Source organism: Acinetobacter sp. FDAARGOS_724, from assembly GCF_013364475.1.
GTDB lineage: Bacteria > Pseudomonadota > Gammaproteobacteria > Pseudomonadales > Moraxellaceae > Acinetobacter > Acinetobacter variabilis.
This window is the reverse complement of sequence record NZ_CP054908.1, coordinates 3,170,696-3,197,387: the sequence shown is the minus strand read 5'-3', so window position 1 is coordinate 3,197,387 and position 26,692 is coordinate 3,170,696. Positions and strand designations below refer to the sequence as shown.

Sequence of the window (26,692 nt, the reverse complement as noted above, 5' to 3'; positions counted from 1 at the left end):
TCTCCTTATACCAACTCAATAATGGTTGCGATGCCCATACCACCACCCACACACAGGGTGGCCAGTCCACGTTTCTTACCTTGACGTTCCAGTTCATCCAGTAAAGTGCCTAGAATCATGGCACCGGTCGCACCGAGTGGATGTCCCATGGCAATGGCACCACCATTGACATTGACTTTGGCAGGATCAACCTTCATTTCATTGATAAAGTGCATCACCACAGCAGCGAAAGCTTCATTGACTTCAAACAGATCAATATCATCAATGATGAGTCCGGCTTTGGCTAAAGCCTTACGTGCAGCCGGGGCAGGGCCGGTCAGCATAATGGTTGGATCGGCACCGACTAGCGCCGTTGCCAGTACTTTGGCGCGTGGCTTGAGATTTTGCTGTTGCACTGCCTGTTCGGAGGCAAGTAATACGATTGCTGCACCATCCACAATGCCTGAAGAATTACCCGCATGGTGTACATGGTTTACAGAGCCTACTTCCGGATATTTCTGTAGAGCGATGGCATCAAAGCCTATCTGGCCCATCGTTGCAAAACTTGGCTTTAATGCACTTAAGCCTTCTGCAGTTGTTGTCGGTTTAATAAATTCATCTTTGTTTAGAATCACGACGCCAGCTTTATCTTTCACTGGAATAATGGATTTATCAAAATAACCATTCGCTTGGGCTGCTGCCGCTTTCTTTTGTGATTGCTCGGCGAATTGATCTACATCTGCACGACTATAACCATCAATGGTCGCGATCAGGTCAGCCCCGATGCCTTGTGGAATAAAATCGCAAGCCATATTGGTTTCAGGATCTAAAGCCCACGGGCCGCCATCAGAACCCATCGGAACACGAGACATGGATTCAACGCCACCCGCAACGACCAGATCTTCCCAGCCTGAACGAACTTTTTGTGCTGCCAGATTTACAGCTTCCAGGCCCGAAGCACAGAAACGGTTGATCTGAACGCCAGCCACATCATTGTCCCAGCCTGCGGCAATTGCAGCAGTTTTGGCAATGTCTGCACCCTGATCACCGATTGGAGTCACACAGCCCAGCACAATATCATCCACCTGAGATGTATCCAGGTTATGGCGTTCTTTCAGTTCATTTAAGAGCGTAGTCAGTAAACTAATTGGTTTAACTTCATATAATGATCCGTCTTTTTTTCCCTTTCCGCGTGGCGTGCGAATGGCATCAATAATATAGGCCTCGCTCATACAATATCCTTTTCTTGCTTTACTGAAATTGTTCTAATGCTTCGAGTGTAATGATTAAATCTTGAAGTGCAATGACGAGAACGGACCAGATCATTTGAGCAATTTGGTCAGTCTTGATGGATTAAAAAGCGGGCATAAAAAAGCCCAAGTCTGGAGCTTGGGCTAGGGGCTTGTAGCGCTTAATAAACGATACTTTTCAAGTATACAATTTTATAGCAAGGTTTTTAATGGTAACCGTGTAACTGACGGTATAGGCCTGGTGTTACCCCTGTCCATTTTTTGAAAGCACGGTGGAAAGTACTGGTTTCACTAAAGCCAACCTGTTGTGCAACATCTTCCAGAGTCAGATCTGGGTTAAGTAATAAGTGAATTGCAGCATCACGGCGCAGTGCATCTTTCACGCCCTGATAGCTCTTGCCTTCAGCAGCCAGACGGCGACGCAGGGTTTGCGGAGACAGGTAGAGCATCGATGCGACATCGTTCAAGGTCGGCATTTCTTCACCAATCTGGCTCTTTAATACATCACGGATCCGAGAAGTCAGCGAGTTGGTATTTTTAAATTTGACTAGAAGTTGAGCCGGAGCTGCTTTGAGGAATTCTTCCAGCGTTTCTTCATTCTGGCGAATTGGCAAATCCAGATAATCCGCTGCAAAGGTAATTTCAGTACGCGGCATATCGAACTGCATCACAGGTGCAAAGAACAGCGCATCGTATTCATCTGCATGAGCAGGACGCGGGTAGCTGAAATGTACACGTTCCAGCGGCAGACGACGTTCAATTAACCACGATGCCAGACCATGCCAGATCATCAGCATACTTTCGGTAATAAAGTGTTCCGGATCCATCGAATTTGGAATCAGGGGAACCAGACGCGCTTCGTGCTTGTCACGTTCCAGGGTTACAGACCAGTCATCACCAAAGAGTTTGTAAAATTGTGAAGAAAGCTCGAGTGCATCGCCTAGCGTTTTGGCATGGATGATCAACTGGCACATAATCGCGAAAGTGCCCAGACGACGCGGCTGTTTGTCAAAACCGACATGTTCGTCCTGGGTTACCATCCAGAGCATCTTGATAAAACGGGTATATTGTTCAGGCGAAATACGGGCCTTCGGCTGATGCAGAAGCTCGGCTTCAATCCCAACGTGAGACAATAAAGTATCGACATCCATGCCCAGGCGCTTAACGCCGTATAAGGCTGCATTGACGAAATGGATACTGATCGTATCACGACTCATGTTTAATCCTTCAGTCTCTTTAATGTTCACTAATATTTGACCTAAATGACAAAAAATAAAAAATCAATGGCAATTTACAAGAATGCAATTACCATTTTCTTACATGTTAAATTGCCGAAACTATCAAGGTAAATGGCTGAACATGACATTGTTTTTGGGCATTTATGTTCTTATGATGAGGCAAAAAGCAATATAAATAGAGTAATAACTCCAATGTCATATGCATTAAAAGGTTTGAAAATATTAGATTTTTCTACATTATTACCCGGTCCATTTGCCACATTATATCTTGCAGACATGGGTGCAGAAGTTGTGCATATTGAATCACCCGCACGTCCTGATCTGGTGCGTTTAATGCCACCTTTTGCACATGGACAGGCCACAACGCATAATTATCTGAACCGAAACAAACATTCTGTCGCACTGGATTTAAAGAATCCCGAACATATTAAGCAGATCAAATCCCGAATTGCAGATTATGACATTGTGGTCGAACAATTTCGCCCAGGTGTGATGCAACGGCTTGGCCTGGATTATCCAACACTCAGTGCGCTCAATCCACGCTTAATCTATTGCTCGATTACTGGTTATGGTCAGACCGGCCCTTATATAGATCGGGCTGGGCATGACATTAACTATTTGGCTTTATCTGGGATTGCTGGGCATAGTGGCCGGCTTGAAAGCGGACCACCGGCAATGGGAATCCAGATTGCTGATGTCGCGGGCGGCTCTATGCATGCGCTGGTTGCCATTCTGGCAGCGGTGATTGAGCGGCAGAGTAGTGGTCAGGGACAATATATTGATATTTCCATGACCGATTGCGCGGCGACATTAAATAATATGGCAGCTTCTGCCAGTCTGGCGGGTAATCAGCATCAGCAGATAGAATCAGGTTACTTAAATGGCGGTACCTTTTATGACTATTATCAGACTCAGGATGATCGCTATCTATCAATAGGCAGTCTGGAGCCTCAATTCATGCAAGGTCTGGCACAATTGCTGGATTTGCCGATTATTCTGGAAAAAGGTGCTTCTTTCGTACCTGAAGATCATGCTTTAGTGAAACAGGCGATTCGCGATAAAATCAGTTCCCAACCTCTATCTCACTGGCAAGCCTTATTTTCTCAGGCAGATTTCTGTGTCGAACCTGTATTAAAGCTTGATGAAGCCCTGCATTCTGAGCTGGCGCAGCAACGTGAATGGGTGGTGCAAGTGCCAGTTAAAGCGGATCAGCGGGAGCAAACCGAAGCTCAACTAGCTTGCCCGATCAAGTTTTCAAGATCAACTATGCGATATCAATTTATTGGTCAGGCTTTAGGCGAAACCGAAGAGTGGTAATTGAGCGACCTTCTCATTTTGGTTTATGAAAAAAAACTGCTAAAGATTTAAAAAATGAATCATTCACATTAAAAATCAGAGGAAGCTGATCTAAAGCTTTATATCATTGAAAGTTTGCTAGGCTTATCAATAAAATCGCTATGAAATATGTATAAAAAGCATTTTATTGATAGATTCAATGTCGTTATCCTTGCCGACGATATAATAGAAACTACTAGCTGTACGCCATGTATTTATATACTGATTTCGATCAGCAACTGATTAATGAACGTGTTGCACAGTTCCGTGACCAGACGGAACGTTATTTAGCGGGCAAATTGACGGAAGATGAATACCGTCCGCTCCGCCTTCAAAATGGTCTTTATGTACAACGTTATGCGCCAATGTTGCGTATTGCGGTACCTTATGGCCTGATGAACTCTAAACAACTTCGTAAAGTGGCTGATCTGGCGAAAGAGTATGATCGTGGCTATGCGCACGTTTCAACCCGTCAGAATATCCAGTTTAACTGGCCTGCACTAGAGAACGTGCCTGATATGCTGGCTGAACTGGCAACCGTGCAAATGCACGCGATCCAGACTTCAGGGAACTGTATCCGTAATACTACCACTGACCAGTATGCAGGTGTCGTGGCAGGTGAAATTGCAGATCCACGTCCAACTTGTGAATTGATCCGTCAATGGTCAACTTTCCACCCGGAATTTGCTTTCTTGCCACGTAAGTTCAAAATTGCGGTATCTGCGCTGGAAGAGATTGACCGTGCAGCAACTTCATTCCACGATATCGGTGTCTATATCGTGAAAAATGAAGCAGGCGAGATCGGCTATAAAATTAAAGTGGGTGGCGGCTTGGGCCGTACGCCAGTAATTGGCAGTTTTATTCGTGACTTCCTGCCACGTGAAGACCTGATTGCTTATCTTGAAGCGGTACTACGTGTGTATAACCTGCACGGCCGTCGCGACAACAAATACAAAGCACGTATCAAGATTCTGGTAAAAGCATTAACGCCAGAAGTTTTTGCTGAAAAAGTTGAAGCCGAATTTGTACATACTGTTAAGACATTAAAGATTGATGCTGAAACACTGGCGAAAATGGATGAAAACTTCACTCCATTTGACTACCAAGATTATGCGGATGAAGACTTCACTGAACTGTTTGCCCAGTATCCGAAGTTCAAGCAATGGTTCAATATCAATACCAATGCACATAAAGTGAAAGGTTATCGTATTGTCACGATTTCACTGAAACGTGCGGGTATTGCACCGGGTGATGTGACCACTGAAGAAATGAACCTGATTGCAGATCTTGCAGACAAGTACACCTTCGGTGAACTGCGTACAACTCACGAGCAAAATATTGCGCTGGTAGATGTACCACAAAAAGACTTATTTGAATTGTGGCAGACGCTGGATCAGCATAACCTGGCACGTGCGCATATCGGTTTCTTGACTGATATTATTTGCTGCCCAGGCGGTGATTTTTGTTCACTAGCGAATGCGAAATCCATTCCAATTTCTGAAGCGATTTCACGCCGTTTTGATGATCTGGATACTATTTACAACTTGGGTAAACTGGACCTGAACATTTCAGGTTGCATGAATGCCTGTGGTCATCATCACGTGGGTAACATCGGTATCCTGGGTGTAGATAAAAAAGGCGCTGAATTCTATCAGATCACTTTAGGTGGTAATGCAGATCATGATGCCTCTATTGGCGATATTCTTGGACCATCATTTGCTGCAGAAGTGGTGCCAGATATCGTAGAAGAAATTCTGAATACTTATCTTGACTTGCGTCAGGACGGTGAAGAGTTTATCGATACTTATCGTCGTGTCGGCATTCAACCATTCAAGGAGCGCGCATATGCTTAATACCGCACTACAAGTGCTCTCTAAAGATGGCACAATTGCAGATAACACTTACCAGCTAATTGGTGAAGATGGTGTATTGCCACAGGGTGATGTGGTTCTGACTGTAGAGCAGTTGGACCAGATTACTAATATTTCTGGTAAAAAAGCATTGTACTTAACGGTTGATGCTTCACCTGAAACCAATGAATTTCCGCTTGATCAACTTGATGCAATTTTGATTGAGTTTGCAGGTTTTAATGATGGCCGTGGTTATTCATTTGCTGCATTGCTTCGCCGTCAAGGTTTCCAGGGTGAGCTGCGTGCGACTGGTGATGTGTTCAAAGATGTCCTGAACTACATGAAGCGTTCTGGTTTCGATACTTTTGTCATTAAAGAAGGTAAAGATATTCAGGAAGCAGCTGCAGGTTTGGGTGATTTTACCAATCCGTACCAAGCTTCAACTGCCGTACCAACACCGAATTATCAAACTGGGGCTTAATTCGCCTTCAACTAAAAAGCCTCCATCTGGAGGCTTTTTTGTATTTAAACCTTAGGGTGCACGTTCTTCAAGTAGGCAATTAATCATCCATTGTACTCCGAATTGATCCGTAAAGGCACTATAAAGTGCACCCCAAAATGTTTTTTCCAAAGGCATTTCGATTTAGCCATTCAACGATAAAGCTTCATAGAGTCGTTTGGCTTCATCCTGTTCATTGGCACTTAAAATAATCGCAATATAGTGATTAGTACCTTTCCTAAATGCTGGTGTGTTTTCAGTACAGAGCTTGTCATTGATATCCGAACCCATGAGCTCTGTGTATTCATTGATTGGAAGTGAGATATGCAAAATCAGATTTTTTTCTTCATCTGATAAATCAATTCCTTGCTGTCCAGGCGTATCTCCATAACGGGTTAGACTGGAAAATTCGCCACCAAATACCGAGCGATAAAAGGTAAAGGCAGCTTCGGTTTCATCCTGGAAATTGAGATAGTGATTAAGTCGCATGAAGGATTCCTTTTCTTATTTTGAATCCCTTTAATTTACGCCCTGAATTGAATTTGATTAATAAAGAAGCTTTATGAAAATGTAAGTAAAAGAATTTACTTTAAAGATGGCTTATAGAAAAATGAAATATTTATAAAATAAAAAGAGGGCTATAAAAGCCCTCTGTACTAATTGATTATAAAAGAATTAGATCAGTTCGATTGCGACCGCAGTTGCTTCACCACCCCCAATACATAGCGCAGCGATACCACGTTTACCGCCTGTACGTTTCAATGCATGAATCAAGGTCAAGATAATACGTGAACCTGTAGAACCAACCGGGTGACCGAGTGCACATGCACCACCGTTAATGTTGACTTTTTCAGGATCAAGCTTGAACTCATCCATTGGGCACATGGTGACCATAGCAAACGCTTCATTGATTTCCCAAAGGTCAACTTCCTCAGCTTTCCAGCCAGTTTTATCCAGAACTTTCTGAATAGCGCCAACAGGAGCAATCGTGAATTCAGATGGATGCTGAGAGTTTGAAGCATAAGCAATGATTTTAGCCAAAGGCGCTAAACCTTTAGCTGCTGCATTGTCGCTTGAAGTCAGTACAAGGGCAGAGGCACCGTCTGAAATTGAGCTGGCATTTGCCGCAGTGATCGTCCCGTCTTTTGCAAAAGCAGGACGTAAAGTTGGAATCTTGTCAATATTGGCATTGAAAGGTTGTTCGTCCTTATCAACGACCACATCACCTTTACGGGTGGAAACAGTGACTGGCACGATTTCATCAGCAAAGTAGCCTTCATTGACTGCAGTTTGAGCACGTTTCAGTGAACGGATTGCAAATTCATCCATCTGTTCACGTGTATAACCTTTGCTATTTGCCATATCTTGAGCAAATGAACCCATCAGGCGACCAGTTTCGGCATCTTCCAGGCCATCCAGGAACATATGGTCCTTGATTTCACCATGACCCATACGGAAACCGCCACGCGCTTTTGGCAATACGTATGGGGCATTGGTCATGGATTCCATACCACCTGCAACCACATAAGTTGCAGAACCTGCCTTAATCATATCTGCCGCTTGCATGACTGCTTTCATGCCTGAACCACATAATTTGTTGATGGTGACAGCACCGGTAGAATCAGGCAGACCTGCTTTACGCATCGCTTGACGGGCAGGGCCTTGTTTTAAACCTGCCGGGAGTACACAACCCATAATGACTTCTTCAATATCGGTTGGCTGCAAGCCTGAACGAGCAATCGCTTCTTTGATGGTGACAGCACCAAGTTCAGGTGCAGTAACGCTAGCCAAGCTGCCTTGAAAGCCGCCCATCGCCGTACGTGCGCCATTGACAATTACGATGTCAGTCATTGTTATATCTCCCTATAAGTTTTGATCATTTTTTCTCGAACCTAAGCAGTATATTGAAAAAAGTGCAGGATTAAAGTCCTAATCTGGATAAATCATAGACTCTAGGGTTTTATTAACAGGAGGCCAGATGTTCGATCCGTATATGTCCCATTTTATTCAAGACAATACGTTGTTGGGATGCAAGGTGAGTAGAACAATAATAAAAGCTGCCATTTGATCCAATCGGTAAAGCCGTCTGGGCTTGATAAGTTACGTTCGGTATGCTTAAGGCACCTCGCCAACTCAGGTTACCGTATTTAAGATTAAGTTGTTCAATGTGTAAAATTTGTTCGTCATTGTCGACTTGACGATTACGGTTTTTATCAATAAATACCAGCAAATTTTTATTCCATTGGTTTGCTTGACAGGTTAATGAATCTTGACTGGGACAAATCACAATATTCTGGTGAAACACAGCTGCCTGGCTGCGTGCATAACGATTGGTTGCTGTAATTTTCATCGGAATATTTTTAGCTTCCTGCTTGGATAGATAGTCATGAAAGTAAGGCAAGACAATTGTGACCACAATTGCCATAAGGGCAATACAGATAATTAACTCAACAATAGTGAACGCTCTTGTTATCTTTTTATACATAGAGTTACCTGATTTATATATTATTTTTATTTGAAACATGCTATTAATTGTGCGTTTTTTATGCTTAATTGAGCGAGTAAGAAATGCCTTACTCAAAATTCAAAAAGGCGCTTAAAAATAAATTGGCAATGACAATAGGCGATTCACAACAAAAAATTGAGTAAAAAATTACTGAATTACAACGGAAATTGTAAGTAATTTTGTCAATAATTTACTTGATTAGATTAATCAAGCACTTGGAAAAATAATAAAGTGTTTGTATGATGCGCAGTGAATAGCTTAAAAATAACACTGGGGTAAAAAAAGCCTATCTCAGAATGGCCTATTAGAAGGCTTGAGCTTGAACAACAATTGTTATCTCTGGAGGATAAATCCATGAAAATGAGTCGTATTGCTTTAGCAATGCTTGTAGCTGCTCCTTTTGCTGCTGCAAACGCAGGTGTAACTGTTACTCCATTAATGTTAGGTTATACTTGGCAAGACACCCAACACAACAATGGCGGTGATGATGGCGAACTAACAACTTCTGGTGAAATGGAAGATGATCTATTTGTTGGTGCTGCAATTGGTGTTGAACTAACTCCATGGTTAGGTTTTGAAGCTGAATATAGCCAAGTTAAAGGCGATATGCGAGATCTACCAGGTGCTGAATACAAAGGCCAGAACATTGCAGGTAATTTCTATGCAACTTCTGACGTATTTACTGGCAACTATGACAGCAAAATCAAGCCATATGCATTATTAGGTGCTGGTCACTATAAATATGAGTTTGATGGTGCTTCAGAAGCTGCTTTAGGTCGTACTGGTCGTGGTTTTGAAGAAGAAGGTACACTAGGTAATGCTGGTATCGGTGCATTCTGGCACATCAACGATGCTTTAGCGCTACGTACTGAAGCTCGTGGTACTTACCACTTCGACGAAAAATTCTGGAACTATACAGCACTTGCTGGTCTTAACGTAGTTCTAGGTGGTCGTTTGAAACCAGCTGCTGACGTTGTAGAAGTTGCTCCAGTTGAGCCAGTAGCTCCAGTTGCGCCAGCTCCACAAGAGTTGACTGAAGACCTGAACATGGAACTTCGCGTGTTCTTTGATACGAATAAATCAAACATCAAAGACCAATACAAACCAGAAATCGCGAAAGTTGCTGAGAAGCTAGTTGAATATCCAAACGCAACTGCTCGTATTGAAGGTCACACAGACAGCACTGGTCCACGTGCATTGAACGAACGTTTATCTCTAGCTCGTGCTAACTCTGTTAAATCTGCACTTGTTAACGAATACAACGTAGATGCATCTCGTTTGTCTACTCAAGGTTTCGCTTGGGATCAACCGATTGCTGACAACAACACTAAAGAAGGTCGTGCTATGAACCGTCGTGTATTCGCGACAATCACTGGTAGCCGTACTGTTCTAGCTGAACAACCAGTTGCTCAATAATTCGTTATTGAACACTGATTAAAAAAAGCGACTCTTTGAGTCGCTTTTTTTATGGCTGTTTTTTGCATACACTTGCTGCTCGAAACTGATTTTGAGTTAAAGCATGAGCATAGAACTCCCTGAAGACTTACAAAGTCTGGAAGCTAATAGTGGTATTTATGCGATCTGGATGATTTTTCATCATTATGGAGTGGATCTGCATATTCCTGATCTAGTGCAATTGACACAACATAATGATGAGATGGGAACTTCAAGTATTGCGCTCGCTGTTGCCCTCAAAACATTGGGACTCGATGTTGAGTTTTTTACAGAAACTGATCCCGATAAACAGCCGCTTGAAATCCAGTTTTATCAAAAAGCACAAGAACTCAAAGTGCCTGTTCATGAATATCCACTTTCTTATACAGATATTCAAAAATTAGTGGATAAAGGCCGTTTTGTAATTGTATTCTACGACACGCTGGAAGAGGTGGGGAACCATTCATTAATTTATGAAATCAATGAAAAAGAAATCAGTTTCTTTGATAGTTTTGATGCTATGCCTATAGAAGTCTTCGAACAGCAGCGTCGAGTAGAAGGTATTTGTCAGCAAGTCATCGTGATTGATGACCGTAATTTTGTCATGCGTCATAGCTGATTTCAGAATATAAAAAAGCAGCCACTTGAGCTGCTTTTTTAATAAAGGTGAGATATTAGTCTTTTTCAATATTCATCGGTCGAACATCCATCTCCTGATAAGAAACCAGTTTGGTTTTATATTTCCACTTATAACCCAGCCAAATCACCAGGAATAATAAAATACCGATATAAGTAGAAAGAACAGCCAGCCACTCACCGTCTAGGACAGCTTGATAATTCTGACCTAATACGACAATTGAACAAAGAATGAAGGCAAACCAAGGTGCGAACGGGAAAAATTTAGCTCTATAGGCCAGACCTTCAAGTTGATAGCCTTGAGCCAGATAACCTTTACGGAAGCGGTAATGTGAGATTGCAATCCCAAGCCAGACAATGAAGCCACACATACCTGACATATTCAGCAACCAGTTAAACACTTCCTGCTCGCCAAAGAATGTGGTCAAGAAACATAGTGCCGCAATCGCTGTGGTCGCATACAGGGCATTCATCGGTACACCGCGTGGATCCAGATGGGCAAACAGCTTAGGCGCACTGCCTTTACGTGCCATATCAAACAGCATACGGGTCGAAGAATACATGCCTGAGTTACCTGCAGACAGAATCGCAGTCAAAATTACGGCATTCATCATGCTTGCTGCAAAAGCAAAACCTGCTTTCTCATACAATAAAGTGAATGGAGAAAGGGCAACGTCTTCTGTTGCAGCTGCCTGTAATAGACGTGGATCATTATAAGCAACCAGTGTGCCGATAATGAAAATACACACGATATAGAACAGCAGGATTCGCCAGAAGATTTGCTTGATCGCGACAGGAATGGTTTTCTGCGGATCTTTAGATTCACCAGCGGCTACACCAACCATCTCGGTTCCCTGGAACGAGAATCCGGCAATCATGGCAACACCAATAAGGGCCTGGAAACCACCAACAAAAGGCGCTTCACCCACGCTCCAGTTTGCAAATGCTGAAGCACCCGGTGTGAGCATGATCTTGGCAATCATCCAGATTCCGATGATGATAAAGGCAATAATCGCCAGAACTTTCACTAATGAGAAGAAGAATTCTGATTCACCAAAACCTTTTACTGTGAGAGCGTTAATCCCAAAGATCACAGCGAGGAAGATCGCACTCCAGTAAAAGCCGGGAATATCAGGGAACCAGAATTTCATAATGAACTGTACGGCAACCAGTTCAAAGGCAACGGTGATCGCCCAGTTGTACCAGTAGTTCCAGCCTAAAGCGAAACCGAAACCACCTTCTACATATTTGGTTCCGTAGGTGAAAAATGCGCCCGAGGTTGGATTATGTGTCGCAAGTTCTCCCAGACTGGTCATCAAGAAATAAATCATTACGCCAATCAGGGCATAGGCGAGAAGTGCACCACCCGGGCCTGCGCTGGCAATGGTCGCACCTGAGGCCAGGAATAAACCTGTACCGATAGACCCGCCAATCGCGATCATATTGAGATGACGAGCACCAAGCTTACGCTGCAGCTGCACGCTGTTCTGAGTTTCGCTCATCATGATTCCTTAGCATTTTTTTGAGTGCTGGCGAAGAGCACTTTAAAACCTTGTTGATCAGTTTTGACTGTACATTGGCCAAAACTTTGTTCAATTAAAATTGGATAATTTAAGAAGCGGTTTGCCACAATCCACAATTCACCGCCAGACTTGAGATGACGACGCGAAGTCTTACATAGAGTTTCGCTAGCCGCATAGTTGGTTTGGATTCCCTGATGGAAAGGGGGATTGCTGACAATGGCATGTAAAAAGAGCGGTGCATCTTCAATACCTGACACAGCTTTAATTTCCAGCTGCTGAGGACTGAGCTGATTTTTCTCAAATGTCATTTGAGTAGAAGCCAAGGCAAAGGCATCTACGTCCAGAGCAAAAATACGGTTCTCAGGATTCAGTTTGGCTAAATAAGCACTGATCACACCTGCGCCACAGCCAAAGTCGGCAATCTTGCCTGAAGTCACTTGAGATAAATAGGGTAAGAACACCGCTGTTCCTACATCCAGATGATCCTGACTGAATACACCTGGAAGTGCACAAATCTGCAAATCACCTTTTGGTGTCGCCACTGTATAGGTCTGTGCCCAATCTGCCAACGCTTTTGCTTCGACCGTGTAGTCTAGAGTCAATTGCCACAATTGGCAATGTCGTGCGCTGTCGAGCTTGATGAGTTTACCATAAGCCTGTAGCTGCTTTGCTGCACGCTCTACACCACCTTTCTTTTCACCCACCAGGAAGACACTGCTGCCTTGTTTTAATCGGGCTGCAATATTGTGAATCAGATAATTCAATAATTCTTTTGATTTAGGTACGAAAATAACTGCCTGATCAAATTCTTGATCAGGAAATTCTACACCGAAATGAACCTGGGCCTGCTGTGACTGGAAATACTGAAAATCATTATAATTCCATGTCCAAACAAAGGGCTGGATAGATTCACCACATTCAGCAAGAAGCTCATCGGTCGGGGCATTCACCAGCAATACGCGACCAGACAAATAATCATATTGTCTTAATAAAACTTCGCTTTTAGGATCCATAGATCTCTCTCCAATAGAAAAAACACTGTCCGAGTCCAACTCAGACAGTGTTCTTTGGACATGAAATTACTTCTTTACTTCAGGAAGTACAATATTCAATACGAGGGCTGCAATACCACCTGTCGCAACACCGGAACTAAAGATGTTACGGAATAATTCAGGAAGATGTTCCAGAATCTGAGGCACTTGCGCAACACCCAAGCCAAGTGCAAGTGAGATTGCAATGATCAGCAGGGCACGACGGTCCAAGTGAATACCAGACAGGATATTAATCCCAGATGCAGCGACTGCACCGAACATCACCATCACTGCGCCACCAAGCACAGCCTGAGGAACGGCCTGAATCACACCGGCTACTGCTGGAAGTAGACCTAGAATCACAAGGAGTGCTGCGATCCAGATCCCGACATAACGGCTAGCTACACCAGTCAATTGAATCACACCATTATTTTGTGCGAAAACTGAGCTCGGGAAGGTATTAAATAATCCTGCAAGCAGGGAGTTGGCACCATTTACCAATACACCGCCTTTAATGCGATTCATCCAGGTTTGACCATCCACTGGCTGATTCGATAATTTTGATGTGGCTGTAATATCACCAATGGCTTCCAGTGAAGTCACCAGGTAAATGAATGACATTGGAATGAATAAGCTCCAAGAGAAGCTTAAACCAAAATGCATTGGGGTTGGAATCTGAACCAGAGGTGCATCTTTTAAACCATCAAAGTTGAGATGACCCATAAAGCCGGCAAGGATATAACCCACAACCAGTGCAATCAGAATTGCTGAGCTTTTTACCCAAGTGATGCGTACACGGTTCAGTAAAATAATTAATGCCAGAACGGTACATGACATGATCAGGTTATCTGCATTGGCGAAAGTTTTGTCGCCCATGGCTTGATAACCACCACCCATGCTGATCAGACCTTCTTTAATCAAGGTTAAACCAATCAATAGAACTACAATACCCGTTACTAGTGGAGTAATGAGTTTCTTCACCCACGGTAAAATGCGTGACACGCCCATTTCAATAAATGAACCTGCAATCACTACACCAAAGATCGAAGCCATCACCGCTTCTACCGGTGTGCCTGCAGCGACCATCGCTGAACCGATCCCGATGATCGGGCCAATAAAGTTAAAACTTGTACCCTGAACAATCAGCAAGCCTGCACCAAAGGGACCTACTTTCTTGGATTGTAAGAAAGTCGCAATCCCCGAAATCACCAAAGACATGGATAAGATCATGTTAGTGTCTTCTCTGGAGACTCCCAGCGCCAGACAAATGAGCAGGCCAGGGGTCACAATTGGGACAATAATGGCCAATAAATGCTGGAATGCGGCTAAAAATGCGATAAACGGTTTAGGATGATCTTCAAGGCCGTACACAAGGTCAAGTTGATCTTTAGAAGGAGGAGATTGATTAAAATCAGACATGTGTCAATGCAAATTAAGGCTGGGTGGCGCTATTCTAATCGAGTTACACGTCATTACAAAAGTAATTGGAAAAAAAATTGACGCTCTCTACAAACAGTCACTGTCAAAAGTTTGTATTTTTCTGTATAATTTGCCCTCAAATTTAAAACGTATCGAATTTACATGTCAGATATTAAAACTCTCCGTAACATTGCCATTATCGCGCACGTCGACCATGGTAAAACCACTCTTGTAGACAAACTTTTGCAACAATCAGGTGCTCTCGGTGATCGCGCGGGTGAGATCGAGCGTGTCATGGATTCGAATGCGTTAGAATCTGAACGTGGTATTACCATTCTTGCAAAAAACACTGCAATCAAGTGGTTAGATAAACGTACAGATACAGAATACCGTATTAACATCGTGGACACCCCGGGACACGCCGACTTCGGTGGTGAAGTTGAACGTGTAATGTCGATGGTTGACTGCGTACTGCTTCTTGTAGACTCACAAGAAGGTCCTATGCCACAAACTCGTTTCGTAACGCAAAAAGCGTTCGCGCGTGGTTTGAAACCAATCGTAATTATCAATAAAGTTGATAAACCAAGTGCGCGTCCAGACTGGGTAATCGATCAAGTATTCGATTTGTTCGACAACCTTGGCGGTACTGACGAACAGTTAGACTTCCCAGTAGTTTATGCTTCTGGTCTTCGTGGTGTTGCTGGTCCTTCTCCAGAAGAACTTGCTGATGACATGACTCCATTGTTCCAAACAATCGTAGACATCGTTGAGCCACCAGCAGTTGACGTTGACGGTCCATTCCAGATGCAAATTTCATCTTTGGACTATAACAGCTTCGTAGGTGTAATCGGTGTTGGTCGTATCCAGCGCGGTTCTATAAAACTGAACACTCCTGTGACTGTGATCGACAAAGAAGGCAAAACCCGTAACGGCCGTATCTTGAAAATCATGGGTTACCATGGTCTAGAACGTGTTGACATTGAAGAAGCTTCTGCAGGTGATATCGTTTGTGTAACTGGTATCGATGCACTGAACATTTCAGATACAATCTGTGATCCTAAAAATGTTGAAGCGCTTCCAGCACTTTCTGTAGATGAACCGACTGTGTCTATGACTTTCCAGGTGAACAACTCCCCGTTCGCTGGTAAAGAAGGTAAATTCGTAACTTCACGTAATATCCGTGAGCGTCTTGACCGAGAATTGATCCATAACGTAGCACTTCGTGTTGAAGATACTGACAGTCCTGATCGTTTTAAAGTATCTGGTCGTGGTGAGCTTCACCTTTCTGTACTGATCGAAAACATGCGTCGTGAAGGCTTCGAGCTTGGTGTATCACGTCCGCAAGTGATCATGAAAGAAATCGACGGTCAAATGCAAGAACCGTACGAAAACGTAACGTTTGACGTTGAAGAACAGCACCAAGGTTCTGTAATGGAACAAATGGGTCACCGTAAAGGCGAAATGACCAATATGGAAGTTGACGGTAAAGGCCGTATCCGTATTGAAGCAACTGTTCCTTCACGTGGCTTGATCGGTTTCCGTTCTGAATTCATGACCATGACTTCTGGTACTGGTATTATGACTTCAAGCTTCTCGCACTACGGTCCTGCTAAACAAGGTACTGTTGCGAAACGTCAAAACGGTGTACTGATTTCTATGGTTCAAGGTACTTGTCTGGGCTATGCACTGTTCACACTTCAAGACCGTGGTCGACTGTTTGCTAAACCACAGTTAGAAGTTTATGAAGGTATGATCGTAGGTATCAACTCACGTTCTGACGACATGGTGGTTAACCCAACTAAAGCGAAACAGTTAACTAACGTACGTGCGTCTGGTACTGATGAAGCATTGACTCTTGTTCCAAACCTTGAATACACGCTAGAACAAGCGCTTGAATTCATTGAAGATGACGAGCTAGTTGAAGTAACACCTAAGTCAATCCGTATCCGTAAACGTTACCTGACTGAAAACGAACGTAAACGTAACCGTTCTAAATAAGACTAGTCACTCGTACGAAAAAAGCCGCTGAATCAGTTCAGCGGCTTTTTTATTGGGTAGAAATTACATACACTTAATAAATTAGTTTTAAATAGAAATCCCTAACTAATGTATAATCCATCACAAAATTGCATAAAAATACTGGTGACTTTATGAGCATTATTCAAGAATTTAAAGAATTTGCGGTAAAAGGCAATGTCATGGATCTCGCAGTGGGCGTGATCATTGGCGGTGCTTTCGGTAAAATTATCGATTCTATGGTGAAAGACATCATCATGCCTGTCGTGAGTTGGATCTTGGGTGGTGATGTTGATTACTCTAACTGGTTTGTCGTATTAGGTGATAATCCAAATAATGTGACCAATCTGGCTGCGGCACAGGCGGCAGGTCTAAATGTCTTTGCTTATGGTAATTTCCTGACCATTCTCATTAATTTCCTGTTATTGGCATGGGTGGTGTTCTGGTTGGTGAAACTGATGAACAAACTACGCCGTAAACAAGAAGCAGAACCAGAGCCAGAAGCTACTCCGGAAGATATTGCATTATTACGTGAAATCCGTGACGAGCTAAAAAAACGTCCTGAAGCTTAAGCTTTTCGAGTAAATAAAAAACGGCGCTGAGTGCGCCGTTTTTTATTGAATCCCTCCTTGCGAAGCAGTGCTTCTCACCTTTTTCAAAGGGGGACTCCTCCCTTTCTTAAATGGAGGTTGGGAGGGATTTATAAAATTAAAAATCCATCCGAAACTTGATTTCTACCAGATGAAAACCAAACTGACTTTTGACTGGGCCATGTAGAACATGTTCTGCAGCAGTAAAAACCAGTTTATCAATCACTGGAACGAGTTGGCCTTTTTTTACTTCACCGAGTTCACCACCACGTTTGGCAGAGTTACAGGTCGAATATTGTTTGGCAATTTTGGAAAAATCTGCACCTGCCAGAATCTTTTTCTTAAGCTGTTCGGCAGTATCTTTATCCTTAACCAGAATATGACGGACAATCGCGGTCTTCATGATTTCTTACCTCGTACAGCAACCATACGCTTAGGTGAAAGCTTGACCTTTTTTAGCGGCTGGCATTCAGGACAATAAACTGATGCACGCTGGCCGAGCTTGATATTTTGCAGTGTCGTTTCGCAGTTCACGCACATTTCTCCTGCACGGCCATAAGCCAGCAGCGTCTGCTGAAAATAACCATTTTCTCCCATGGCATTGGTATAGTCGCGTAAAGTAGAACCACCTGAGTCAATCGCCTGTTTCAAAATACGCTTAATCTCAACCACCAGTTTTTCAATCTGTTCGAAACTCAAACTTGAGGCTGGCTGGGCCGGATGAATACCCATATTGAACAGGCTTTCAGTTGCATAGATATTGCCTACGCCGACCACGACATGGTTATCCATAATTGCAACTTTGGTGCCAACGTTTTTATTTTTTAGTTTTTCAAATAGATATTCGGCATTAAAAGCATCGCTTAATGGCTCCGGCCCAAGCGTATCAATCAGTTTGCTTTGTGATTGAGCATTTAACCAGAGAATACAGCCGAAACGGCGCGGGTCATGGTAACGCAGCTGGATCTCTTCAAACTGAATAATCAGATGATCATGCTTGCGCAATTCTTCATTGGTTTCACACAAGCGAAAGCTGCCTGACATACCCAGATGCCAGAGCATCGTATCCTGTTCAAATTGCGCCAAAATATATTTGGAGCGACGCGTAAGCTGAATCAGGCGTTGTCCTTGCAGACGCGCGAGATCATCAGGAATTGGCCAACGTAAACTAGGCTGACGCACTTCAACTTTTAGCACTTGCTGATTAAGAAGGGGAAGGAGGCTGGTTTTGGTGGTTTCAACTTCGGGTAATTCAGGCATAACACTTAGCAGCTAATATCATGAGGCTAATATTGGGCGTTTTAAGTCTGAATGCAAGTCCTGTTTGAATAGAAGTTATGAGCAGGGCATTCAAAAATATTTTAACAATTGGTTAAAAAATAAACTTTAATATTGAGATGGTTTTAGATTCAAATAATAAAAACAGGAAATATATTGGTTGATTTTTAGTATTTAACTTACTGAAAAATATAAAATATGTAAATTTATTGTTATATAAAATATCTTTTCTTATAACTTAAAGTTTTACTAATAATAAAAAAAATGCTGAGTTTTTAAGTGAAAAGTTATGTAACGTTCTGTATCAAGTCACACAGGGCATGCATCAGGTTGCGTTTACTCTCTCTATATGTTTAGGTTTTATATGAAAAAGTTAAGTCTAGCTTTATTGCCATTGATGGCAGCCATGACCTCTGCGCAGGCTGAGTCTGCATTTGATTCTCAAGGGCAGTACCTATTAGGCGACTGGAATGGAAAACGTACTGAACTTGCTCAACAAGGCATCAAGTTTGAAGCAAACTTGCTGACAGATACAGCGTATCTGGCTGATGGCGGCCGTAATGAAGGAGCTGATCCTTTAACTTCAGCACAGTTATGGTTAGGTACACAGTTAGACATGGAAAAACTGGCTGGCTGGGATGGCGTAACTGTTCGTGCAGTTGCGACTGCGCGTCAGGGACAAAGTACATCGGTACGTGATTTACAAGGTGATGCAGCTCAATGGGCCAATGTTCAAGGAACATTTGGTCGTGGTAATCAGGACAGCCGTTTAACCGAACTTTCAATTGAAAAGAACTATAAGAAACAAGGCCTGAGTATTAAAGCTGGTCGTCTGGGTCTGGGTATGGACTTCAACGTGATGGCTTGTGATTTTGCCAGTACAGCATTTTGTGCTGCGCAGATGGGCAAATGGCAAGGCAATATCTGGATGAATACCCCAGTCGCACAATGGGGTGCACGTGTAAAACAGCAGCTAAACCCTGACGTTGCTGTACAAGTCGGTGTTTATGAATTTAATCCAGATAACGGCAATGGTGCTAAAGAAGGTCACGGCTGGAGTCTGGATACCGACAATGCTGATGGCGTGACGATTCCTGCAGAAGTAATCTGGACACCAAAATCATTAGTAAATGGTTTGCCTGGCAGCTATCGTGTAGGCGGTATGTATAACACTGCTGATGATGTTGCCAACCAGAAAGATGTTGCGACAGGTGAAGGAAAAAACCGCACCTTTGCGGGCTGGTTAGCTGTAGAGCAGCAGTTGACTTCAACAGGTAATGGCCGTCAGGGCTTACACTCATTCGCTAACTTTACCTGGCATGACCGTGATACCAATAAAGTAGATAATTCACAACAGTTGGGTCTGAAATATATTGGTCTGGTGGATAGCCAGCCAAATGATATTTTGGGTCTGGCAGTTAACCGCGTACATGTAAATGACCGCTTTGCAGATTCACGTCCAGTATATGATGCGAGTGCCGAATACAATATCGAACTCAACTACAGCTATAACGCAACAAAATGGCTGATGTTACGTCCAAACCTGCAATACGTTATAAATCCGGGGTCTAGCAACAAAGTCGATAATGCATTGGTGTTAGGTTTGACTACACGAGTGATCTTCTAAAAAGAATTTAATCACGTTATAAATAAACAGGCTCATCAGAGCCTGTTTTTTATTTTTTAGTAAAAAGTTCTGAAAAGCCACTTCACAAAAAGAGGGAATACCGCGTGTCACTACTATTTCAGTCGGTTCAGTTTGGATCATTGCAACTTAAAAATAAAATTGTGATTGCCCCGATGTGTCAGTACTCTGCAACCGTGCAAGGTGAAATCACTTACTGGCATGAACAACAATGGGCCAATTATGCCTTATCCGGTGCAGGTCTTTGCATTGTGGAAGCCACCGCTGTACAGCCTGAAGGGCGTATCAGTTATGCCGATTTAGGGCTTTGGAATGATCAGCAAGCCAGTCAGATCAAAACCTTATTGCAAAAGGTCAAGTCAATTTCTCCTATGCCTTTTGCCATACAGCTTGCACATGCAGGCCGTAAAGCTTCTACAGATAAACCTTGGGGTGGCAAAGGGCAGTTTGCCCCAGATCATGCACTCGGTTGGCAAACTGTCTCTGCCAGTGATATTCCTTTCCAGGCTCATGAACATCCACCTAAGTCTTTAAGTGTTGATGAAATCCAACAAGTGATTCAGGATTTTGCTGCCAGTGCAAAGCGAGCGGTTGAAGCAGGCTTTGAACTGATTGAACTACATGGAGCACATGGTTATTTGCTGCATCAGTTTATGTCACCGTTATCGAATCATCGTCAGGATCAATATGGCGGTTCATTTGAAAACCGTATTCGTCTGACGCTTGAAGTATTTGAAGCAATTAAAGCTGCAGTACCAGAAGGTTTTCCAATTGGTGTTCGTATCTCAGCAACAGACTGGATGGATGGCGTAGAAAGTTGGGATGTAAAATCTTCAGTTGAACTATCCAAAGCTCTGGAGAAACTGGGTGCAGTCTATATTCATGTGTCGAGTGCAGGTTTACATGTCGACCAGAAAATTGATGTGCATCCAAATTATCAGGTCCCTTTTGCTGAAGCGATTAAAAAGGACGTAAATATTCCAGTCATTGCAGTGGGTCTAATTACCGATGCACAGCAGGCAGAAGGCATACTGGAGTATAAACAGGCTGATGCGATCGCGATTGCACGTGCCTTGCTTTATGATCCACGCTGGCCTTGGCATGCTGCAGTAACGCTGGATGAAAAAATAGCAATTTCTCCACAATATTTACGTTCTGCACCGCATGGCTTAAATCAGTTGTTTGAATCGTTTTAAGGCCATTTTTTCTTAGAAAGGCTTATAATAACGCATCTCAAACAACAGGACATTTCATATGATTATTGCGGTAATTGTGCCTATATTTTTATTGTTGGCACTAGGTTACCTGAGTGTGAGATGTCAAATTCTAAAAAAAGAACAGGTTGAAATGGTAGGGGCCTTTGTCATCAAAGTGGCCTTACCGTTACTGTTCTTTCAGTTTCTAGCCTCTAAAGATCTGCATGAAATCTGGTATTTTGAATACTTTGCGATCTATACCTCTGTCACTTTATTACTTTATGGTTTCAGCTTCTGGCTGATGCGCCGTCAGTTCAAGAATACCTCTTCGCATAGTGCTGTTCTGTCCTTGGGCGCAGCGATGTCCAATACCGGATTGATTGGTACAGCAGTACTCACTTTATTGGTGGGACAGCATGCGATGACCTATACCTCATTGGTGGTCATTATTGAAAGCATGATTCTGATTCCGATGGTCTTAATCTTGGCTGCACTCGGTACCCAACATCAAGCCAATCTGGGGAGTCTTGTGAAAAGTGCTATTCTGATGCTGTTTAAGAACCCTTTATTTATGGGGGTGATGCTGGGTATGGCCTGTGCGATTTTTGAAATTCGCCTGCCAATTTATCTGGATCAGGTCTTTGCCATGATTGGACAGACTGCCTCACCTTTGGCGCTGTTCGCGATTGGTGGCGGAATCGTGGGCATGAGTCTGAAATATGTGAATCTGCAAAGCTTCTATTTGGTATTTTCCAGCAATATCCTGATGCCGATCCTGATGTATCTGGGCCTGAGTCGATTGACTCATTTAAGTCAGGAAATGATCTATGCGGGTACCTTGATCGCAGCCCTACCTATGCCAACGATTTTTGGTATGTTAGGGCAGGCGTACGGCCTCAATGAGCGGACTCTAACGCCATTATTAATGAGTACCCTTGCAGGTTTTGTGGTTGCCAGTGGACTTATTACTTTGTGGTGGAGTTAACCAAGCTGGCTTATAAATCTATAGCCCATAAAAAAGCTCCAACAGGAGCTTTTTTATTTTGATAAAATTTGATTAACTTTTTTTGGCAGGTGCTTTTTTCTGCTCGGCAATCATTTTATCCACTGCTGCTAGAGATTCTCTGGCCTTAGGAATATTTTCCTGTGCTAGGGCTGCAAAGATCTTTTTCGCTTCAGGTAGGTTTTGCGGAACAATACTACCGTTGGCAAACATATTGCCAATCGCCATCAGGGCAGGGATATAGCCTTTTTTCGCCAGATCCTGAATACTGCTCAAGCCTTGCTGGATCGGCTTTTCATTCTTGGTTTTAAAGCCGTTGCTGATGTCATATAAGGCTTTGGCATGAATGGCCGGCATATTACCCTTGCTAATAAGAGGCTGTAATTTTTTCAAAGCCTGCTGGTCAGAAGCTGTTGTTCCTTCAGCAAATAAAAGTATAGCCAGATCTACCGTCGCTTCATCAAAATTGGCTGCCGATGCGCGTTCTAGGTATTGCTTGGCTTTGCCCAAATCCTGCTTAAGACCTAAAGTACCACCAGTATAATTCTTGCCCAGTACATAGTTGGCCACCGGATAACCTTTGCTGGCAGCCTGTTCATATAGTTGGATGGCCTTTTTTTCATCCTTGGCCGTGCCTTGGCCAGTTTGCGTTAAATAGCCTAAGTTATATATGGCTTGTGCATTTCCCTGGCTGGCCAATTTGCTTAAAGCATCGTAGGCACCCTTGAAATTCTTAGCATTCACCATCTCTTCAATTTTGGCAAATTGAGGATCAACTGGGGCATTTGAAGTGGTTGCGAGGGCAAATTGGCTGGACACAGCAAGAATTGCAGCAAGTACTAATTTTTTCATTGTTCCGATAACCTTAATTTTTCTAACACCTAATTCCATGGTGCGATTTTTGTCGTTTTCATCTACATCATAAGACGATTTCAGGCTTTGTAAATACTGAATATGTGACTAATTACAAATTATTTGAGAATCATAAAGGAGATGAATCAATAAAAGCGTGCTCGGTTTAAGGTGTGTTTTATTTAGTCAATCTTTGTGTATTTAATTGTTTAGCCTAATAAAAATAAAAAAGCCAGAATTGAATTCTGGCTTTTGCATCAAGAGAACAGTTAGTTATTGTGGACGTGCTACATCACCACTTAAAGCTTCAGGCAATTCAAGAACTTGTACATCCAGCTCAGCCAATGCTTCAGGTTTGGCAACCACTAAAGCCTGATAACCCTGATCTGTACCAATACTATTGACCACTTCGATGTCATTGTGCAGCTTGGTCGCAACAGCAGGTGCTTCACCTGTACCTTGAATCAAATGCAACCAGTGTTTTGGCTTAGCTTTAAACCATAAACGTGCAATCACTTCCTGACCCAGATAACAGCCTTTGTCATAGTGAATGCCTTCACGTTGATGCAGACGCAATTCCTGTGGCTGGAACAGGGTCGCAGTAGCTGCCTGAATCCAGGCCTGACCTGAGGTAATGGCTTGCTGTTGCCAAAGGATAATATCCGTTTCAGTTTCAAAAAAATCAGTCTGGATATCATTGATAACTGGATAAACCGGGCCAACCTGTTCCAGTTTCATTTTTGAAAAAGCGCCAAACTTTTTAATATGGCTGGCCAGTTCTGCTGCCTGATCTTCAGGGCTGACAATTTCAAAGCTTTCCGGATTAATTTTTTTCAACCAGATACCAAACTGGATACGTCCTTTCAAGCTACAGATCGCTGTATAGCGAGTCAGGTTTTCAGCCAGTGTTTCGACATTTAAAGTGACTTGACCCTGAAGGAATTTTTGCGCATCTACTCCATTCAGCGTAAATAAGGTAAAAGCAGGAGATGTTGCCATGATCAGCCTCAGTTTGAATACTAAAAATCAATCAAGCTATTGTGCAGCAAGCATTTAATAGAGGCAAACAAAAAAGCCAACAATCGGGATCGTTGGCCTTTTAAAGAGTGTCTACTTAGTGATGATGAGATGAGGTTGGCAGAGGTGAATCACAAGGGAATTTGCCTCCACAGACCCGCACCGTTTCCATCATGCCCTGATCTTCATGATCGAGGATATGACAGTGCTGTACAAAATCGCCTTCAAATTTCTTGTAGTGGCTTCGAAGAATAAATTTATAGTTCGCTTTGATAAACAGGGTATCCTTGAATTGTCCTTTCATACCACGATATTGCACATCATCTGTATCATTATCATCAGGCGCTAATTCACTCACATCAACTTCTTTGGATTCGCCATTAGGGCCAGTGACAGTTTTTAAGATTTTAACAATCTGGAATGGATTAACATGAATATGGAAAGGATGGCCACCAAAAGCTTCGGTCGTCAGTTCCCATTCATCCGTCTGTCCAATTTGTAACTGACGTACATATTCACGATCCGGATCTTTGGCATGTGTCCGACCGACTGATCCTTCGCTATCAAATGCATCTCCAAAACTGAGTAAGTCACCATCTTCTTTATGGCGGAAGCCAAATTTAAGACCATTTGCGAAAGCCAGCTCAAATTTACTGTACTGTTTCGGTCTGGAGGCAACCAGCTTGTCAATTGCTGGAGTCATCAATGATGGATGATCAGTAAAGGCAGTAAGATCAAGCTTGGATAACTGAGTCTGAATCTCTTTGCTTAAACCAATTTTTTTTGCACGCTCTTGCAGGAACTGGGCAGGAGTCTGTGCTTTTGTCTTGCTTGCCTGTACATTGACCCATCCCAGTAGTTGAGCATTGAAAGGATGGTTCGGAGCTAGTTGAGGAGTAATTTGACCCGTTGGGATCGGTGCATTCACTTCCTCCTCAATATTTAATTTGGAGTCATAAATGCAGTATTTGTTGGTGGTTGGGAAGGTGACCATTGCATCATGACGATAACCAGGCTGGAACACAGACAGTGTTCTGCGCTGTACCTGAGTCATGGTCAAACCATCTTGAGCAATCGTATAAACAGGTAAGCTTTTTAAACTCTCATTAAACTCTTTTGGATCTGCTTCCTGATATGCCAGACAGGCTTTAAGGGTGTCTGCGGCGCTAAATTTACTGGAGTTTGGCAGTTCTTTAATAATCAAACCAATGGTGTCGCGTACACCACCATGAATCATGCGCCAGCGATTAAATGCATTCTGTTCAACTTTAATCTCTCCTAAAACTTTACCATTGATAGACGTATAAAAGTTCTGGCCGGCCCAAGAGCCAAGATTAGTGATATCTCTATAATCTTCCAGTAATCCTAAGCCTTTACCTTCGCAATTGTTAGGAATATCGAATTTTACATCCGGGTCAGGGTTAGAGCATCGATATTGAATTTGCTGGAATAGCAGGATGTTTTCATTTGGATAGCTATTTTTTTCTTTCCATAAAATGTCCATATCGCCTGTTTCAGTGACTTTGCCATTTTTTACTTTTGGCGTTCTTGAGCCTTCTACAATTAATGGGCCTGCCATACCGCTCGATACCTGAATAGCCGTTGAGCCATGCAGATGGGCATGATACCAGTAGGTTCCTGCCGGATGATTCGGCTCCATTTTGTACTGATAGTCAAATTTTTCCTGAGGTTTAAATTTCAGGAAAACATTATCGCTGTTGCCTTGAGGGCTTACCCAGAAGCCATGGGTATGCAAGTTAGTAGTATTAAAGCAATGTGGATCGTTCACATTATCCACTTTGTCTGGGCAGGTGGCTTTCTGTTCAGGTGGAAGCTGGTTATTTAGGTTAATTTTCAGGGTTTCACCTTGTTTGACCCGGATTTGTGGACCAACTAAAAGGTCTTCAACAGACTCTCCAGCTTTTTTCTTGTTAAACAAGCTGGCATTAGTGAGATAACCTCTGACGAACAGTTGATCCCAGGTACTATTTCTCGGATTGTAAATCTTTCCGGTTTTATAAGCGACGATCAGTTCATGGGTGCCTTTGGAATTTTTTTGCAATAGTGGCGGATTGCTAATCAATGTATCAGGTGTTGTTGGAGAAGGTTGTGGGTTGTTGGGATTATTGGGAGTGGTTGGTGGGTTAGGATTGTTGGGAGTTGGCGGTTTAGGATTGGAAGGGTTTTTACCTCCATTCCAGCTTGCTGCCAGTACCGCGATCACTGCAGCAACGATACCAATAATGGCGAGTTGTATCATTGTAATCACCCTTATGTGCTTTTGTGATAAGTGTTGTTGTGAAGTAATTCGAGGGTAGATTTACAAAGTTGAGATACAGACTGTTATCACCAAATTAGGGGGAAGACGACAGATGGTAGGCTGAAATGACGTGTA

Annotated in this window: 22 protein-coding genes and 1 pseudogene; 10 read left to right on the top strand and 13 right to left on the bottom strand. The window is 43.0% G+C overall.

The annotated features are described in order from the left end of the window. Positions 1–5: 5 nt before the first annotated feature. Together FOC32_RS16695 and FOC32_RS16690 are read right to left on the bottom strand one after the other, a co-directional pair. The gene (locus FOC32_RS16695; protein WP_175968113.1) at positions 6–1,211 is read right to left on the bottom strand and encodes an acetyl-CoA C-acetyltransferase; all 1,206 of its coding nucleotides are present in this window, start codon (positions 1,209–1,211) and stop codon (positions 6–8) included. Between the two features lie 224 nt (positions 1,212–1,435). After that, positions 1,436–2,446, bottom strand: coding sequence for an AraC family transcriptional regulator (locus FOC32_RS16690; protein ID WP_004785199.1), 1,011 nt, complete (start codon positions 2,444–2,446; stop codon positions 1,436–1,438). Between the two features lie 213 nt (positions 2,447–2,659). Between FOC32_RS16690 and FOC32_RS16685 the strand changes: the two genes are divergently transcribed. The 3 genes from FOC32_RS16685 to FOC32_RS16675 all read left to right on the top strand — a co-directional run bounded on the left by FOC32_RS16685 (position 2,660) and on the right by FOC32_RS16675 (position 6,133). Further along, positions 2,660–3,784 carry a CaiB/BaiF CoA transferase family protein gene (locus tag FOC32_RS16685; protein WP_034171108.1) on the top strand — a complete coding sequence of 375 codons (1,125 nt, stop codon included), beginning with the start codon at positions 2,660–2,662 and terminating at the stop codon, positions 3,782–3,784. A 227-nt stretch (positions 3,785–4,011) separates the two neighbouring features. Then, entirely contained in the window at positions 4,012–5,655 is a 1,644-nt protein-coding gene (locus FOC32_RS16680; protein ID WP_034171109.1) for a nitrite/sulfite reductase, read from the top strand. Next, positions 5,648–6,133, top strand: coding sequence for a DUF934 domain-containing protein (locus FOC32_RS16675; RefSeq protein ID WP_034171110.1), 486 nt, complete (start codon positions 5,648–5,650; stop codon positions 6,131–6,133). The genes FOC32_RS16680 and FOC32_RS16675 overlap by 8 nt, the downstream gene beginning before the upstream one ends. A 51-nt stretch (positions 6,134–6,184) precedes the next feature. On the opposite strand, the pseudogene FOC32_RS16670 reads toward FOC32_RS16675, so the two are convergent. The 3 genes and pseudogenes from FOC32_RS16670 to FOC32_RS16660 form a co-directional block, all read right to left on the bottom strand. Next, positions 6,185–6,640 (bottom strand): annotated as a pseudogene (locus FOC32_RS16670) (VOC family protein). Between the two features lie 186 nt (positions 6,641–6,826). Beyond that, positions 6,827–8,002 carry a thiolase family protein gene (locus FOC32_RS16665; protein ID WP_034171111.1) on the bottom strand — a complete coding sequence of 392 codons (1,176 nt, stop codon included), beginning with the start codon at positions 8,000–8,002 and terminating at the stop codon, positions 6,827–6,829. 112 nt (positions 8,003–8,114) lie between these two features. After that, positions 8,115–8,636 (bottom strand): GspH/FimT family pseudopilin, encoded by a 522-nt coding sequence (locus tag FOC32_RS16660; RefSeq protein WP_175968111.1) that lies wholly within the window; start codon positions 8,634–8,636, stop codon positions 8,115–8,117. Between the two features lie 375 nt (positions 8,637–9,011). On the opposite strand from FOC32_RS16660, the gene omp38 reads away from it, so the two are divergent. Together omp38 and FOC32_RS16650 are read left to right on the top strand one after the other, a co-directional pair. Next, the gene (gene omp38 / locus FOC32_RS16655; RefSeq protein WP_005237141.1) at positions 9,012–10,073 is read left to right on the top strand and encodes an outer membrane protein Omp38; all 1,062 of its coding nucleotides are present in this window, start codon (positions 9,012–9,014) and stop codon (positions 10,071–10,073) included. A gap of 103 nt (positions 10,074–10,176) precedes the next feature. After that, positions 10,177–10,710: a cysteine peptidase family C39 domain-containing protein gene (locus FOC32_RS16650; protein WP_175968110.1), complete on the top strand. Its 534-nt coding sequence runs from the start codon at positions 10,177–10,179 to the stop codon at positions 10,708–10,710. Between the two features lie 55 nt (positions 10,711–10,765). On the opposite strand, the gene FOC32_RS16645 is transcribed toward FOC32_RS16650, so the two are convergent. From FOC32_RS16645 to FOC32_RS16635, 3 genes are all read right to left on the bottom strand, one after another. Continuing rightward, positions 10,766–12,229, bottom strand: a complete 1,464-nt coding sequence (locus FOC32_RS16645; RefSeq protein ID WP_034171114.1) for an amino acid permease — start codon at positions 12,227–12,229, stop codon at positions 10,766–10,768. Then, entirely contained in the window at positions 12,229–13,263 is a 1,035-nt protein-coding gene (locus FOC32_RS16640) for a methyltransferase (protein WP_034171115.1), read from the bottom strand. Before FOC32_RS16640 ends, FOC32_RS16645 begins: the two co-directional genes overlap by 1 nt. A gap of 66 nt (positions 13,264–13,329) precedes the next feature. Next, positions 13,330–14,700: a uracil-xanthine permease family protein gene (locus FOC32_RS16635; RefSeq protein WP_034171116.1), complete on the bottom strand. Its 1,371-nt coding sequence runs from the start codon at positions 14,698–14,700 to the stop codon at positions 13,330–13,332. 162 nt (positions 14,701–14,862) lie between these two features. On the opposite strand from FOC32_RS16635, the gene typA reads away from it, so the two are divergent. Together typA and mscL are read left to right on the top strand one after the other, a co-directional pair. After that, a complete protein-coding gene (gene typA, locus FOC32_RS16630; protein WP_175968109.1) occupies positions 14,863–16,698 on the top strand; it encodes a translational GTPase TypA in 1,836 nt (611 codons plus the stop codon). A 152-nt stretch (positions 16,699–16,850) separates the two neighbouring features. Beyond that, positions 16,851–17,288: a large conductance mechanosensitive channel protein MscL gene (gene mscL / locus FOC32_RS16625; RefSeq protein ID WP_005237137.1), complete on the top strand. Its 438-nt coding sequence runs from the start codon at positions 16,851–16,853 to the stop codon at positions 17,286–17,288. A 136-nt stretch (positions 17,289–17,424) separates the two neighbouring features. Here the strand turns inward: mscL and FOC32_RS16620 are convergent, their stop codons facing one another. Together FOC32_RS16620 and mutM are read right to left on the bottom strand one after the other, a co-directional pair. After that, positions 17,425–17,709 carry a peptidylprolyl isomerase gene (locus FOC32_RS16620; protein ID WP_005237136.1) on the bottom strand — a complete coding sequence of 95 codons (285 nt, stop codon included), beginning with the start codon at positions 17,707–17,709 and terminating at the stop codon, positions 17,425–17,427. Further along, the gene (mutM, locus tag FOC32_RS16615; protein ID WP_175968108.1) at positions 17,706–18,566 is read right to left on the bottom strand and encodes a bifunctional DNA-formamidopyrimidine glycosylase/DNA-(apurinic or apyrimidinic site) lyase; all 861 of its coding nucleotides are present in this window, start codon (positions 18,564–18,566) and stop codon (positions 17,706–17,708) included. Before mutM ends, FOC32_RS16620 begins: the two co-directional genes overlap by 4 nt. Positions 18,567–18,948: 382 nt before the next feature. Here mutM and FOC32_RS16610 point away from each other — a divergent pair, with 382 nt between their 5' ends. From FOC32_RS16610 to FOC32_RS16600, 3 genes are all read left to right on the top strand, one after another. Next, a complete protein-coding gene (locus FOC32_RS16610; RefSeq protein ID WP_175968107.1) occupies positions 18,949–20,211 on the top strand; it encodes a carbohydrate porin in 1,263 nt (420 codons plus the stop codon). A 104-nt stretch (positions 20,212–20,315) separates the two neighbouring features. Continuing rightward, positions 20,316–21,425, top strand: coding sequence for an NADH:flavin oxidoreductase/NADH oxidase (locus FOC32_RS16605; protein WP_034171119.1), 1,110 nt, complete (start codon positions 20,316–20,318; stop codon positions 21,423–21,425). 58 nt (positions 21,426–21,483) lie between these two features. Continuing rightward, entirely contained in the window at positions 21,484–22,410 is a 927-nt protein-coding gene (locus FOC32_RS16600) for an AEC family transporter (RefSeq protein WP_034171120.1), read from the top strand. A gap of 72 nt (positions 22,411–22,482) precedes the next feature. Here FOC32_RS16600 and FOC32_RS16595 read toward each other — a convergent pair whose 3' ends face one another. From FOC32_RS16595 to FOC32_RS16585, 3 genes are all read right to left on the bottom strand, one after another. Beyond that, on the bottom strand, positions 22,483–23,280 hold the full coding sequence (locus FOC32_RS16595; protein ID WP_034171121.1) for a tetratricopeptide repeat protein: 798 nt from the start codon (positions 23,278–23,280) through the stop codon (positions 22,483–22,485). Positions 23,281–23,553: 273 nt separating this feature from the next. Beyond that, positions 23,554–24,279 carry a YgfZ/GcvT domain-containing protein gene (locus FOC32_RS16590; RefSeq protein ID WP_175968106.1) on the bottom strand — a complete coding sequence of 242 codons (726 nt, stop codon included), beginning with the start codon at positions 24,277–24,279 and terminating at the stop codon, positions 23,554–23,556. A gap of 115 nt (positions 24,280–24,394) precedes the next feature. Next, positions 24,395–26,557 (bottom strand): multicopper oxidase family protein, encoded by a 2,163-nt coding sequence (locus FOC32_RS16585; protein WP_175968105.1) that lies wholly within the window; start codon positions 26,555–26,557, stop codon positions 24,395–24,397. Between the last annotated feature and the right edge of the window lie 135 nt (positions 26,558–26,692).

Coding starts and splice junctions, on each gene's coding strand:
- FOC32_RS16695 (WP_175968113.1), bottom strand. CDS start 1,211: ATGAGCGAGGCCTATATTATTGATGCCATTCGCACGCCACGCGGAAAG.
- FOC32_RS16690 (WP_004785199.1), bottom strand. CDS start 2,446: ATGAGTCGTGATACGATCAGTATCCATTTCGTCAATGCAGCCTTATAC.
- FOC32_RS16685 (WP_034171108.1), top strand. CDS start 2,660: ATGTCATATGCATTAAAAGGTTTGAAAATATTAGATTTTTCTACATTA.
- FOC32_RS16680 (WP_034171109.1), top strand. CDS start 4,012: ATGTATTTATATACTGATTTCGATCAGCAACTGATTAATGAACGTGTT.
- FOC32_RS16675 (WP_034171110.1), top strand. CDS start 5,648: ATGCTTAATACCGCACTACAAGTGCTCTCTAAAGATGGCACAATTGCA.
- FOC32_RS16665 (WP_034171111.1), bottom strand. CDS start 8,002: ATGACTGACATCGTAATTGTCAATGGCGCACGTACGGCGATGGGCGGC.
- FOC32_RS16660 (WP_175968111.1), bottom strand. CDS start 8,636: ATGTATAAAAAGATAACAAGAGCGTTCACTATTGTTGAGTTAATTATC.
- omp38 (WP_005237141.1), top strand. CDS start 9,012: ATGAAAATGAGTCGTATTGCTTTAGCAATGCTTGTAGCTGCTCCTTTT.
- FOC32_RS16650 (WP_175968110.1), top strand. CDS start 10,177: ATGAGCATAGAACTCCCTGAAGACTTACAAAGTCTGGAAGCTAATAGT.
- FOC32_RS16645 (WP_034171114.1), bottom strand. CDS start 12,229: ATGAGCGAAACTCAGAACAGCGTGCAGCTGCAGCGTAAGCTTGGTGCT.
- FOC32_RS16640 (WP_034171115.1), bottom strand. CDS start 13,263: ATGGATCCTAAAAGCGAAGTTTTATTAAGACAATATGATTATTTGTCT.
- FOC32_RS16635 (WP_034171116.1), bottom strand. CDS start 14,700: ATGTCTGATTTTAATCAATCTCCTCCTTCTAAAGATCAACTTGACCTT.
- typA (WP_175968109.1), top strand. CDS start 14,863: ATGTCAGATATTAAAACTCTCCGTAACATTGCCATTATCGCGCACGTC.
- mscL (WP_005237137.1), top strand. CDS start 16,851: ATGAGCATTATTCAAGAATTTAAAGAATTTGCGGTAAAAGGCAATGTC.
- FOC32_RS16620 (WP_005237136.1), bottom strand. CDS start 17,709: ATGAAGACCGCGATTGTCCGTCATATTCTGGTTAAGGATAAAGATACT.
- mutM (WP_175968108.1), bottom strand. CDS start 18,566: ATGCCTGAATTACCCGAAGTTGAAACCACCAAAACCAGCCTCCTTCCC.
- FOC32_RS16610 (WP_175968107.1), top strand. CDS start 18,949: ATGAAAAAGTTAAGTCTAGCTTTATTGCCATTGATGGCAGCCATGACC.
- FOC32_RS16600 (WP_034171120.1), top strand. CDS start 21,484: ATGATTATTGCGGTAATTGTGCCTATATTTTTATTGTTGGCACTAGGT.
- FOC32_RS16595 (WP_034171121.1), bottom strand. CDS start 23,280: ATGAAAAAATTAGTACTTGCTGCAATTCTTGCTGTGTCCAGCCAATTT.
- FOC32_RS16590 (WP_175968106.1), bottom strand. CDS start 24,279: ATGGCAACATCTCCTGCTTTTACCTTATTTACGCTGAATGGAGTAGAT.
- FOC32_RS16585 (WP_175968105.1), bottom strand. CDS start 26,557: ATGATACAACTCGCCATTATTGGTATCGTTGCTGCAGTGATCGCGGTA.